11 protein-coding genes and 1 pseudogene are annotated in these 12,630 nt (G+C 65.5%); 4 read left to right on the top strand and 8 right to left on the bottom strand.

Going from position 1 to position 12,630, the window contains the following annotated elements; translation table 11 throughout:
* The 3 genes from Q319_RS27150 to Q319_RS0112895 form a co-directional block, all read right to left on the bottom strand.
* Positions 1-260, bottom strand: a 260-nt coding sequence (locus tag Q319_RS27150) for an IS1 family transposase (RefSeq protein ID WP_162178651.1), incomplete at its 3' end; no start/stop codon positions are given.
* A 358-nt stretch (positions 261-618) separates the two neighbouring features.
* A complete protein-coding gene (locus tag Q319_RS0112900; protein ID WP_029482908.1) occupies positions 619-1,086 on the bottom strand; it encodes a gamma-glutamylcyclotransferase family protein in 468 nt (155 codons plus the stop codon).
* Between the two features lie 41 nt (positions 1,087-1,127).
* The gene (locus tag Q319_RS0112895; protein WP_051655366.1) at positions 1,128-1,856 is read right to left on the bottom strand and encodes a S24 family peptidase; all 729 of its coding nucleotides are present in this window, start codon (positions 1,854-1,856) and stop codon (positions 1,128-1,130) included.
* A 147-nt stretch (positions 1,857-2,003) separates the two neighbouring features.
* Here Q319_RS0112895 and Q319_RS0112890 point away from each other — a divergent pair, with 147 nt between their 5' ends.
* The 3 genes from Q319_RS0112890 (at position 2,004) to Q319_RS0112880 (ending at position 4,364) form a co-directional block, all read left to right on the top strand.
* Complete coding sequence (locus Q319_RS0112890) at positions 2,004-2,384, top strand: hypothetical protein (RefSeq protein WP_029482906.1); 381 nt, start codon at positions 2,004-2,006, stop codon at positions 2,382-2,384.
* 144 nt (positions 2,385-2,528) lie between these two features.
* Positions 2,529-3,722: a S1C family serine protease gene (locus Q319_RS0112885; RefSeq protein ID WP_081846034.1), complete on the top strand. Its 1,194-nt coding sequence runs from the start codon at positions 2,529-2,531 to the stop codon at positions 3,720-3,722.
* A 138-nt stretch (positions 3,723-3,860) separates the two neighbouring features.
* Positions 3,861-4,364, top strand: coding sequence for a hypothetical protein (locus Q319_RS0112880; RefSeq protein WP_029482904.1), 504 nt, complete (start codon positions 3,861-3,863; stop codon positions 4,362-4,364).
* A gap of 80 nt (positions 4,365-4,444) precedes the next feature.
* On the opposite strand, the gene Q319_RS0112875 is transcribed toward Q319_RS0112880, so the two are convergent.
* The 4 genes from Q319_RS0112875 to Q319_RS25580 form a co-directional block, all read right to left on the bottom strand.
* Positions 4,445-5,431 carry a tetratricopeptide repeat protein gene (locus Q319_RS0112875; RefSeq protein ID WP_029482903.1) on the bottom strand — a complete coding sequence of 329 codons (987 nt, stop codon included), beginning with the start codon at positions 5,429-5,431 and terminating at the stop codon, positions 4,445-4,447.
* Positions 5,428-5,955, bottom strand: coding sequence for a PH domain-containing protein (locus tag Q319_RS0112870; protein WP_156039328.1), 528 nt, complete (start codon positions 5,953-5,955; stop codon positions 5,428-5,430). Before Q319_RS0112870 ends, Q319_RS0112875 begins: the two co-directional genes overlap by 4 nt.
* Positions 5,952-8,120, bottom strand: a complete 2,169-nt coding sequence (locus tag Q319_RS0112865; protein ID WP_034414986.1) for a RelA/SpoT family protein — start codon at positions 8,118-8,120, stop codon at positions 5,952-5,954. The genes Q319_RS0112870 and Q319_RS0112865 overlap by 4 nt, the downstream gene beginning before the upstream one ends.
* 413 nt (positions 8,121-8,533) lie before the next feature.
* Positions 8,534-9,802 (bottom strand): RNA-guided endonuclease InsQ/TnpB family protein, encoded by a 1,269-nt coding sequence (locus tag Q319_RS25580; protein WP_051655365.1) that lies wholly within the window; start codon positions 9,800-9,802, stop codon positions 8,534-8,536.
* A gap of 107 nt (positions 9,803-9,909) precedes the next feature.
* Between Q319_RS25580 and Q319_RS0112850 the strand changes: the two genes are divergently transcribed.
* The gene (locus Q319_RS0112850) at positions 9,910-10,950 is read left to right on the top strand and encodes a nucleoside hydrolase (protein ID WP_342667891.1); all 1,041 of its coding nucleotides are present in this window, start codon (positions 9,910-9,912) and stop codon (positions 10,948-10,950) included.
* Between the two features lie 145 nt (positions 10,951-11,095).
* Here Q319_RS0112850 and Q319_RS28680 read toward each other — a convergent pair.
* A pseudogene (locus Q319_RS28680) lies at positions 11,096-12,460 on the bottom strand (RNA-guided endonuclease TnpB family protein); the annotation flags it as partial.
* Positions 12,461-12,630 lie beyond the last annotated feature (170 nt).

The raw sequence follows: 12,630 nt of genomic DNA, 5'->3' as shown, positions 1-12,630 counted from the left end.
CGCTCATCCACCTTGAAAGCGGCCACCACGGCAGGAATCGGACAACCGAAGATCAGCAGGGTCAAGATGATGAACACCACATGGACATCAGTTTTGAGGCCATACAGTGGCGTCCCATACGTCTGGGTGAAGGTTTTCTTGCACTGGTGGCAGCGGTAGCGTTGATCTGCCTTGGAGTGAACGCCAACTTTGGTTGGCGTCGGGCAGAACGGGCAGGGCGGCGTACATTGAGCGGGCCGGGCGGCTTTGGTTGTCTTCACACACTCCAGATACCAGCCCGGCCCTCTTTTTGGCTACTCCACGCTGTCCTGTGGCCCTACCCGCTTCTCCGCATGGGCTGGTTACGGGGTGATTTCAGGTTGTAATGTCGTTCGGGCGGCCCCACCCCCCAGCCCCCTCCCCCAGAGAGGCAGGGGGAGCTAGCTTTGCACTGGGCACGAGTTCTCGGATGTGGCAGGCGGGAAAGGGCGGCAGCATTCGGGTCTGATGCCCTGCTCCGTGACGCCGAATGCGGCCCGTGCGCTACGCGCCCGACGGCCTTCGGTTTCTGTTTCGCTAGAGTTGACGGACGCTATTTTCAGGTTCCTATTTTGAAGGGGGCTTTCTTTGTGCCACTCCTTAACGGTCACTCTCGCTGCTGCGGCTGCGGTCCGGGATGGCTGTCCAGTCGCCGCCCGGCACAGACAGGACGCCGGGGCGGGTCAGTCGCTCGGCCAGCGCGTAGAGATAAACCCAGGCAGGCACCTGCTCACCGTCTTCCAGTTCACCGGCTTCCAGCGTCAGCGTGACCTGCTGGCGGGTATACAGGGGCGGCGTCTCGTCCACGCCCTCCAACTCGTCCAGGAAGGGCAGGGCCACCGGCCAGTCGGCAGGGGCATAGGTCAGGGCAAAGCCGCGCACAACATCTCCCCCGTCCCCCGGAACCACAGCGGGATACGCCTCCGGCCACAGGTGCAGCAGGCGGTGACCGGGCAAGGCGGCGGGGCGGGCGCTGAATGTGCCGCCCCGAGATGCAATGTGGGCATTGCGCTCGCCGGGCATCAGGGTGCCGTAGACGAACACGGTGGTCAGGGGCGACTCGGACACGGGTGAAACTCTAGCGCCCAGCCTCTGCAACCGCACGCCCCCTACAACCGCACGCCGCGCGGCTGGTGAAAGTACACGCGGCCCACCACCGTGACTTCCTCCGGCTTGACGGGCGGGTGATCGGGGTTATCACTGGTCAGCCACAGCGCTCCCCCGTCGCGGCCCCCCCCATAGCGCCTGAGCCGCTTGACGGTCAGCCCCAGCCCGGAGACGTGCAGCACGTAGACCAGTCCCTCGCGCAGATCCAGGTCGCCGGGATCGACGTAGATGCGGTCACCCGGGCGGATGCCGCCCCCGGCAGCGGTGGTCATGGACTCGCCGCCCACCTCCAGCACCAGCATGCCGGGGCGGTGATCGCGCACGGGCACCAGTTCGTGGTCAATGACACTGGCATGGTCCTCGGTCACAGGCAGCCCCGCACTGGCCAGGGCACGCACCGGCACACGCACCAGTTCCAGCACCTCCAGAGCGTCGTCGCCCGGAGCAGCCTGGAGCAGCGGCAGCCCGGTGCGGGCCACCCACTCGCCCGCCGGAATCTCCAGCGCGCGGCGCAGGGCGTCCTGACGTGCCGGAGTCAGCGCTTCCAGCGGACGGGTGCCGCGTTCCAGACGGCTCAGGTACGGCTGCGTCACGCGCCCGGCCTGCCCGCCGTGGTCCAGGGTGCGGGCGCTGACCTGCCCCTGCTGCAAATTCAGCGCCGTGCGCCGCGCCCCCAGCCATGCGGCCAGTTCCAGTGAGGGCAGATCACGCAAAAAAGGTTTGCCAGTCATGCACCGAGTCTAATGACCCGCAGACATGCAACTGGAATCCAGAACACTTGATATATGTCTACAGACATATTAGACTTCGGCCCTGGATACGTCCCAGACAGAATAAGAAGCCCGAGTTCTTCCTCAGCCGCACCTCTGGAGGTCATCATGCCCGACATCTCTCCCGCTTCCCCCTCCCTGCTGACCCTGGCCCCGCTGCTGGGGGCCGCCTTCGTGGCCGGGGGCATCACGCAACTGGCGCGGCTGCTGGGTCAGGACCGGACGCCGCGTGCCCGCGCCGCGCTGGCGCTGGCGGTGGCCGCCGGAATCGCCGCGCTGACGGTGGTGGCCCTGATGACCGTGACCCTGCGCCCCGATCCGGCCCCGGCCCTGCTGCTGGCCGCCGCCTGCGTGACTGGCTGGAGTGGCCCCGGCATCCTGGCCCGGCTGGGCGCGGTGATCGAGCGCCGTCTGGGACTGTCCCCCGCTCCCACCGTGTTTGGACCGGATTCCACCACGGGTGAGAGCGGAGGACGCGAGCAGACATGAGGGTGGGCAGGTGGGCGAAAGTGAGCAGTTCTTTCGCCCACCTGCCCACGCCAATGGCAAGCAATCTGACCTTCTGGGGGGCAGATGAGACCAGATGGAGGGTCCCAACACAGACCCATCGCCCCGGCGCACGCACAATGAACCATGACCGCCGAGACTGACCGTCTCCCGCGCCGGGATGTTCGGGGCCGGGACACCACACTTCGCCGCCTGCTGCTGTCGGGCCTGCTGCTGGGTGGCCTGGCCCTCTCTGGCGTCCAGGCGCAGGACACGCCCCTGACCGCCCAGAAGCCCGCGCAGAGCAGCGCCGCCAATACCCCCAGGCCGCTGACGGACGCCGAGAAACAGACCCTCAAAACCCTATTCAGCAAGGTCCGGCCCGCCACGCTGCGGATTGAGCAGTGCGACAACAAGGTGCCGGGGGCCTGCGACGAACCCGACGGCATCGGCTCCGCCGTGCTGATCTCGGCAGATGGACTGGCGCTGACCGCCTACCACGTGGTGGAAGGGGCCAGCAAGCTGAGTGCCCAGACGGTGGACAAGAAGCGTTACGCGGTAGAAGTGGTCGGCTACAACGATCAGGACGATCTGGCGCTGCTGCGGGTCTCAGTGCCGGGGGGCACGCCATTCCTGCCACTGGCCAGCGCCCGCCCCAGCGTGGGCGACGCCGTGCTGGCCGTGGGCAACGGCGGCGGCACCTTCCTGGCCGCCAAGTCGGGCCGCCTGACGGGCCTGGAGGCCAACGCTGGACCCGGCGGCGCAACCTTCCCGCCCGGCACCCTCCAGATGAGCGCCCCGCTGGTCCCCGGCGACAGCGGCGGCCCGATCCTGAACGTCAGAGGTGAACTGACCGGCATCGTCAGCTACATCAGCATCAGCCGGGAGAAGGGGCCAGCTTCTTTCGCCGTGCCGGTCACGGCCAGCGACGCCCGTCTGGTTGACCTGCGCGCGGGCAAGAAGCTGGACGCACCGATCATCGGCATCAGCCTGAACGGGCCGTACACCGCGTTGCTGACCATTGACGCCACAAATTTCAAGCGCGCCAGCGAGTTGCTTAAACTGGGGGACACGCCCGGCGCGTTCTTCACCAGCGTCAGTCCGGGAAGCCCCGCAGAGAAAGCGGGACTTCAGCCCCTCAAGCTCAACGATCAGGATCAGCGCATTTCCGGCGACATCGTAACCGAGGTCAATGGCAAACGCATCATCAACTTCGACGAGTTTCAGTACGCGGTGCGGACCTATAGACCCGGCGACACCATCACCCTGACCGTGCTGCGAAACAGCAAGCCGCTGATGGTCAAGCTCACGCTGATCGGACGCAGCCAGGCCCAGCCCTAGACTGCAACGCCAACTCTCGGGGGGAGGCAGGTGCGCCTCTCCCCTTATTTACTGTGTGGCAAAGGCTTCTGAGGCTGATCCAGTCGATACTCTAGAAATAGTACTTGACATTTACGCTTAAAACAGAATAATGGGCCTATGGATACCCTCAAAAAAGCAGGGGCGATGCTGGCCCATCTCGAACTCTTCCACCAGATGCTGGACCTGCGCGGGCTGCTGCAACTGGCCGCCCACATGGAGGAGCGCGGTGACCGCGTGACCCTGATCAGCGGCGAGACGATTACCCTGATCGGCGCGGAGATGCTCAGCGACGCCGGGGTGACCACCGGCAAGGGGGCCAGGATCGAGGCCAGCACCGCGTACCGCGTGTTGCAGAGCCTGAAGGGCCACGACGCCCCCGAATACGCCGTGACCCGCGAGGAACTGGGCGCATTGAACGCCCGCGCCGTGTCCGAGCTGGAAGGCGGCGACGCCCTGAAAGCCTTTGGGGACACGCTGGCCCGCATCGGCGCGGCTCCGGCGGCGGCCCCTGCGCCTGCCCAGGCCCCCCAGCCTGAAGCTGCCGCGCCGGCAGAACGTCCAGGCCGGGGCCGCCGTGCCGCCGAGACCGAGGAAAACGCAGCCGAACAGCCCGCCGCATAATCGCCCTACCGCGCCCCACTTCTCGCCCAGACGGGTGAGGGTGGGGCGCTTTGCTCTATGGCGGGAAGCAGGCGTGCGCCCTAGCCCTCCAGATTCAGGCTGAACGGCTCCTTCAACCCGGCCTCCGCCGCTGCGCGGGCGACGGCGGGGGCGTGGTTCAGGGCCAGCACGGCGCGGTAGGTGCGCGTGGCCAGATCGCGGTCTCCCTGGGCGTCGCGCACCTGTCCCAGCCGGGCCAGCGTCAGGCCGGTCAGGCTGCGGGGCACATCGTCGGTCAGGGCGTGGGCGGCGCGTTCCAGCAAGTCACGGGCCGCCTTCAGATCACCCACCGCCAGATAGATTCCGGCGGCGGCGGCGGACAGCTCGGCCCCCGGGGTCACCGCGTCGCCTGATTCGCGGTCCAGCGCGGCCAGCAGGGCGTTCAGATCATCGTCCTCGCGCAGTTGCCACGCGCGGTCCGCCAGGGCACGCAGGCGGCTGGTCTCGCCGGGGGCAAAGGCTGTCAGGTCCGGCAGGTGTGAACCGGGCAGCAGGTCCAGCAGGCCGGGAAGATCGTCCAGCGGGGCGATCACGACGCCCGTTTGCCCGGACAGTTTCACGGCCAGTTCCGAGAGACGTTTTTCCCGCCAGTGCGTTCCCGGCCCCTCGTCCAGCGCGGCGCGCGTGGCAGCGTGGTAAGCACGGGCGGCAGCCATGACCTCATTCCCCACCACCTGGGCAGGGGCCATCGGCGTAGTCACCAGCGTGGCAAATTCACGCTCGGCCCCCGCCGCCCCCCGCAGGCGTTCACGGCCCTGCGGGTACTGGCTCAGAAAGCCCTGGAGTTGACCGTGTTCAGCCTCGGCCCAGGCCCAGTCCGCCGTGAAGCCGTCCCGGATACCGATGCGGGCGGCGGGCAGCGCGTCGCGCAGGGGGTGATCGGGGTCCGTGTCACTGGCCCACAGCACTTCCACCTGACCCGGATGCGCCGCGCCCAGGTGCCGGACGATTTCCACCACAGTTCCGGCGTTGTACTGCGGGTGCAACCTGAGCAGATCGCCCAGATCGGGCACTAGAGTGAGGCTCATGCGGCCACCCCTGCGCCGCGCCGCGCCAGTTCGGCCAGAAAGACCTGCGGATCGGCAGGCGTCAGGAAATAGTCGGCGTCGCCGGAGTGCAACAGCACGCCGCCCTGTCCCGTAGACGCGGCGGCCAGCACGCGGCTGACACCCTGCCCGTCGTGCGACAGCGTGAAATGCCCGGTCAGATACCCTGGCATTCCGGTCCCGAAGGTGCGGACGCCCAGCACGCCAGAAGTCCGGCGGGCGCTCAGGCCCGCGTAAGGAAGTCGGGTCTGGTTCAGGATGCGCTGGATGACCACGGCGTCGGGCGTCAGGGTGTAGGCCAGTCGGCGCGGGGCGAGCTGGAACAGGGCAAACAGCACAAGGGCCAGGGCAACCATCGCGCCCCGCAACAGGGGCGTATTTTCCTCGTCTGGAATAAGGGCCACGGCAAGAACGAGCGCAGGCACACCCCACGTCACGCTGCGGAACAGCGGCGAGGCGGAAGACGCCGCCAGGGGAACATCCACCCCCTGTGTCGGCCCACTCACGCGCTGGCCCCGCTGCCCTTCCGTCCACGCACGCTGTTGCGGCCCAGACGCACGATGTCGGTCACGCCGTCCACTTTAGCAATTGCGGCGCTCAGCACGCCCAGCACGTCGGCCAGCAGGCCGTGGCGGTCCGGGGCCACCACGTCCAGGTCGACCAGGGTCAGGCCCGCAAGCCCGGCGTCCCAGCTCGCGGCCACGCAGCGTTCGGGTTCGTCCTTCAGCAACCGGATCATGTTGGGACAGTCGATGCGGTGGATGCTGACGCCCCGGCCCCGCGTCAGGTAGCCCATGATCTGATCGCCCCGGATCGGGTTGCAGCAGTTGCTGAGCTTGGTGGTGGTGGTAAAGCCCTCCACATACACGCCGCCAGTGTCGGGGGCGCGGGGTTTGGGGGCGCGTTTGGCGGGCACGCCGCCCTGCTCGCTGGCCAGGCTGGGCGACAGCACCCGGCCCACCGCCGAGGGCGTCAGCTTGCCCGCGCTGATGGCGAAATACAGGTCATCCGGGTTGCGGGTGTTCAGGAGCTTCTGGGCGGCGTCCTCCAGCAGCTTGGTCCGCATGAGCTGGCGCACCGGGAGCTGGCGTTTTCTCAGGTGGCGTTCGAGCATGTCGTGGCCGCGCTGGCGGGCGTCCTCGCGCTCCAGTTGCCGGAAGTGGTGCCTGATCTTGGCGCGGGCGCTGCGGGTCACCGCAAAGTTGAGCCAGTCCTTGCTGGGGTGACCGTTCTTGCTGGTCACGATCTCCACCATGTCGCCGTTGCCCAGGCGGTGCGCCAGCGGCACGATGCTGCCGTTGACGCGCGCCCCCACGGTGGTCTCGCCGATGCGGCTGTGGATGTGGTACGCGAAATCGATGGACGTGCTGCCCGCCGGCAGACTGACCGCCAGACCGCGCGGCGTGAACACGCGCACCCGCTGGCCCAGGATGTCGGACTTGACGGCGTCCATGTAGTCGCTGGCGTCGTTGATCTCGTCCTGCAACTCGCGGAGCTGGGCGATCCAGTTCTCGCGGTCCTTCTGCGCGAGCGTTGATCCCTGCTTGTACATCCAGTGGGCCGCCACGCCGAACTCGGCCACCTCGTGCATGCGGCGCGAACGGATCTGCACCTCTATAGGCTGGCCGCTCTGGCTGATCACGGTGGTGTGCAGCGACTGGTAGCCGTTGGGCTTGGGCACCGCGATGTAATCCTTGAAGCGCCCCGGCAGCGGGGTCCACATGCTGTGGACGATGGACACGGTGTGGTAGCAGATGCGCTTCTCGCGGGTGGCCTCGGCCTTCTCGCGCCGCTTGTCGTCGGTGCCTTCGGGCACGATCAGGTCACGCGGGGTCACGATCACGCGGATGGCCAGCAGGTCAAAGATCTGCTCCAGGCCCTTGCCCTCGCGCTGCATCTTGCAGTGGACGCTCCACAGGTGCTTGCTGCGCCCGGAGATGTCGATATCCATCACCCACTCGGGCAGTTCCAGATCGTCGGCCAGCGCCTCGTCCAGTTGCGTGACTGCCTCGCCGATCAAGGTGTCGCGCTCGTCCTGGCGGCTTTGCAGGCGGCTTTGCAGGTAGGCGTAGTCGTCGGGGTACAGGTAGCGGAAGCTGAGGTCTTCCAGTTCCCACTTGATCTGCCCTATGCCGAGGCGGTGCGCCAGCGGGGCAAAGATGTCCATCGTTTCGCGGGCGATGCGCACCTGCTTGTCGGGCCGCATGCTGGCCAGCGTGCGCATGTTGTGCAGCCGGTCCGCCAGCTTGACCACGATGATGCGGATGTCGTCGGTCATGGCGATCAGCATCTGGCGCAGGTTCTCGGCCTGCAAATCCCGCCCAGCGTCGCTGACCACGGCGCTCTGCGATCCCTGCTTGCTCAGCTTGCTGACCTTGGTCTCGCCTTCCACGATGCGGGCCACGTCGCGCCCGAACCCGGCCTCGATCTGCTCGAAGGTCACGAAGTCCACGTCTTCCACCGTGTCGTGCAGCAGCCCGGCCATGACGCTGTCACTGTCCATGCCCAGCCGCGCCAGGATCACGGCCACCGCCACCGGGTGCGTGATGTACGGCTCGCCGCTCTTGCGGTTGACCCCCGCGTGGGCGTCACGCGAGAAGACGTAGGCGCGCTCGATGCCGTCTATCTCCGGGGCCGGGCGGCCTGTCACCAGCGCCCGGAGTTCCCGCATTCCATGTTCATCCATTGGCTGTTCGGCGCGCTGCGGCACGCCCGGCATGGTAGCGCGGCGGAGGCAGGAATTACCGGAGTGTGTGTGGCTTTTGGACACCCCCAGATTGCCAACGCCCAAGGAACGAAAAAACACCCGCCGGAACAGGCAGGTGTGGAGGTTGGTGGGTCAGGGGGGTGCTGTCAGCGGTCGCGCACGCGGACAGGGATGGGGACCGGCTGGGGTTGAGGTGCGCCCCCCAGGATTTCCCGGAGCCAGTCGATAAATTCTTTCAGGCCCTTCATGACCGTATTTTAGCCACTTCGGGGTGGGACAGATGGCGCGCAGCTTACGATGGGTTCACGTCAACGGCGTGGGTTAACCCAGTCTAAATCAGCAATTGACATCCTCCCACCGCTAAAGCAGTGGGATTCCTACCAGGAACTTAAGGAGGTTGCGACCTGACTCTGCTTCAACTGATCCGAAGACCCTTCAGCTTCAACGCCCATCGCTTGCCCGTCTCCGAATTCACGGCTGACGGAGGTGGATTTCACTCCACCGGGGACTGTCAAGGCCCCCGTGACGCTGGACGTATAGCCCAGCATCAGTGCGCCACGGTTCGCAATGTTCCGCGCCGCATTCAGATCGGCATGGACCGCGTACCCGCACGCTTTGCACTTAAAGCGGTCCTGCCGGAGTCGGTTGCCCTTCTCGGTATGCCCGCATTTGCTACAGCCCTGGCTGGTATGCCGGGGGTCAACCTCGACGATGCGAACACCGTAGCGGGGTGCTTTCTGGTGGAGCAGGGCGATCAGCTCCCCAAAGGCCCAGTTGTGAACCATGCGGTTCACCTTCCGGGTGAGCTTCACCCGGTCCCGAATGCCCAGCAGCTTTTCAATGGCAAGAGCTGCGCCCTGCTGGGCCACCTCTCCAAGAATCTGGCAACTGATCTGGTGGTTCAGGTTCCGCATCCAGCGCGATTCTTTGCCCTTGCTGCGCCTCACCTCGCCCATCAGCTTTGCTTTCTGAAGGCTCCTCCTCCGTGCCGAGTAGCGGTTGCGGGTGTGCCTGACGGCCTGCCCGCTCCAGAACCTGACCAGACCGGGGCCGCTCATGACCGCCGTGTTGGCAACCCCCAGGTCCAGCCCCAAAACCACACCACTTTCAACCGTGTTCGGAACGTCCTCATACACGGTCAGGTGCAGATACCAGTCTTTCCCCCTGCGGTGAAGCTCCGACGCCCCGTACTTCAGGGTTCCGGCAGCCACCGCATCCACAAAAGGAGCGTGACGATCATCCACTTCAATCGGCAACCACAGGTAATCCCGCGCTTTCTCAGTCGAGAGGCGCAGGGTGCGGCCCACGATGGCAAGAGCGCGCTGCCCAACGCCCAGCGGCAACCCCGGCCCGAACTGCGGCACGTTCGCCCGCTTGCCCTTCGCTTTGCGGGCAAGGTACGAGCGGAACGTTTCAATGGCCTTGTCGCGGGCGCGTTGCAGGTTAACCACGGGCAACGTGAACCGCTCTTTGGCCGGGACATACAGCTCCCGGTGCAGGGCGGTGGCGTTGGTGGTCTGGAGGCGTTCAATGCCCTCCAGATGGAACTGAGCGCACGCCGCGTACTCCCGCTGCATGGCCGTCAACCGGGCAAACTTGCCCCGGTTGACGGTTCGTAATTTGAGTTTCAAAACTCGCACGCTCATAACTTCAGCTTAGCAAAGGTCTTGAGCAGACCGAAGGCCCTCGCCGCCTACGGCGTCGGCCCCATTCATCCCACAGCTCAAGCAGTGGGTTTCCTGGGAGCTTTTCTATGACCTGCATGCCTGCCTTTCCCGCCCCTCCCCTGCCCATCATCCTGGACGGTGATCCCGGCCACGACGACGCCATCAACATCCTGCTGGCACTGTCTGGTTCAGAATCGGCCAGTCCAGAATTCCAGGTGCTGGGCCTGACCACCGTGTTCGGCAACGTGGGCCTGGACCGCACCACCCGCAACGCCCTGATCGTGCGCGAACTGAGCGGCGTGGACGTGCCCATCTTTGCCGGGGCGGACCGCCCACTGGTCCGGGGGCGCATCAGCGCCGAGGCGGTGCATGGAGACAGCGGCATGGACGGCCCCGACTTACCCACGCCGACACGCGGGGCGGAGGCCGGGCACGCCGCGCGTTTCATCATCGAACAGCTGCGCGCCCGCCCCGGCGAGGTCACGCTGGTCCCCACCGGGCCGCTGACCAATCTGGCGCTGGCCTTTCGCCTCGCGCCGGACATCGTTCCACTGGTCCGGCAGGTGGTCTGGATGGGCGGCAGCACCGATACCGGCAACTGGACCCCTGCCGCCGAATTCAACGCGCTGGCTGATCCACACGCGGCACAGATCGTGTTCACGTCCGGCGTGCCGCTGACGATGTTCGGGCTGAACGTCACGCATCAGGCCATCGCGCATCCGGCCCGCGTGGCGGCTTTTCGGGCGCTGGGCACGCGGGTGGGCGAATTCGCGGCGGTGCTGCTGGAATTCTTTGCTGAACACCACCGCGAACGCTACGGCTGGGACGGCGGCGCGCTGCACGATCCGATGACCGTGGCGTGGCTGCTGCGCCCGGACCTGTTCGTGTCGCGCCCCATGCACGTCAAGGTGGACCTGACCGCTGGCCCCAGCGCGGGCCGCACGGTGGCCGACGTGTGGAACCTGACTGCTCCCCGCCCTAAAGGGCGAGGGTTCTTGCTGCGCGTCCCTCTCCGCATTTGCGCGGCCTCGGGTTTAGCGCGGAGACCACAAGGTCTCCAGAAACATCGTTCGCTGAACCACTCTGACTCCGGTGCGTCCCTCGCGGGCCTATACCAAAGGTGCTGATCTTTAGATCAGCGCTCGCGGTTTGTTGTAAAGCTTCCGTGTGTGCCAGCGACAGGAGGCGGTCGACTCCTGGGGTCCAGGCCAAGCCTGGACCCACACACATCGAGGTTTCGGGGTCCGTGTGCCGGGCCAGGAAGGCCGACAGCAGATCCCGCTGGACACTCGCGCCGCACTGATTACAGGTGTGCCAGCGTTGCGAGAGTGCTTTCTTCTGAACGTGCCCACAGACGCAGGTCTGCGAGAGTTTGGCGGCAAACGGGTTGATCCACTGCACGGTTCCGCCGGCACTTTCAGCCTTGCGGGACAGCAACAAAAGGAACATGGAAGGGGCGTTGCGCAGCACGGAGCGCCCCCATAATTTTTGCCAGGCTTTGATCGACAACTTCTCGACACGAAATACCGTGCCGAGGGAGAGCAGGTCATTCGAGAGTTTGCCGTGCAGCGTTTTACGGTGTGCGGCCTGACGGCGGTGAAGCTCAGCGATCCGGGCCCGAGTCTGTTTTTGTTTTGCTGAAGAAACCCAGACCAGTTTCTTGCCCCGGACGATCTGACCGTCTGGTTTGAAGTTGTCCGGGTTGTTTGCCCGGCGTTGTCGGTCGAGCTTGCGGGCGTGACGGCGAAGGGTCACCGCCGAAGTCCGAAGCTCGGTGCAAAACGGAGTTAAGAGTGCGTCTTCGTCTCCAACAGCGGCCAGCGTACTCGGACCCAGATCCAGTCCGATGACCGCGCCGCTGGCCACCTCTGAGGGGCGTTTCTGAAAAGGCTTGCCCTCACAGACCAGTTGCGCTGAATATCTGACCTTGCCCCGAACAGTTTGACGCAACAAGCGGACGTACTTGGTGCGGAATTCAAAAGCGTGCTGGTGATAGGCGTCAGTGTCGTCGAATACGCAGGGCAGCTTCAAACTGCCCCAGCGCAGCGTGGCGTCTGACGCTTTGAAGATCAGACCAGAGATGTTCGTTTTGCCTTCTACGCTTCCCAGCGCCTGACCCATGCTCTTGAAGCGGGGCGTGCCCCGCTTCAGGGTCAAGACTTCGTTGCAGGCGCGGAAAGCGCGTGAAGCGAGTTTTTGAACCGTGTTGGCATCCAAATCACTAAAACTGCCCAGGTGACAGCGGGTCCTGCGGACTCGTGTACTCAGGGCATGCAGAGCGTACTCGGAAAATCCAACCGCCTTCCGGGCGGCGCTCATCTGACCCGAGAGAATTTTCTTGCGGTCGTCAAACTCGCGGGCCACTTTCTTCGCTGCCGGACTGCTTTTCGGCAACGCCGTCAGCGCCGTTTTCTTTTCTTTATGCCAGGTTTTCAAGGCGTCCCAGGCCCCAGTCCACAGGGGATGGTTCTGAAGGCGTTTCAACCGCAGCCGGGCGTCCTGGAGCAGGCGGTTGTACAGCAAACGGGCCAATTCGAAGCGGCGTTCCAGTTCGTGGGTTTCACCAGCGCTCACCCGCACCACAAAGGTACAGGTAAACGTTGGGGAACTTGCGGCTGGCACACATAAAGATAGCATTCCGGCTTCGGCTTCGGAAGCCGCCCTACGGGCGGCGCTCCAGTTCCTCCCCGGTTTGAAAACCGGGGCATCCCTGCAGCAGTTCTGTGAGCGCGGACCGATTGAGGTAAATCCAGCAACGTGAAAGGGTTTTGTGACAGGACTGTGGGCCAGACTGCTCTAAACTCGGG

Origin of the sequence: Deinococcus marmoris DSM 12784, from assembly GCF_000701405.1 — a bacterium.
GTDB lineage: Bacteria > Deinococcota > Deinococci > Deinococcales > Deinococcaceae > Deinococcus > Deinococcus marmoris.
Note: the sequence above shows the minus strand (reverse complement) of the source record. Positions and strands in the feature narration are given on the sequence as shown.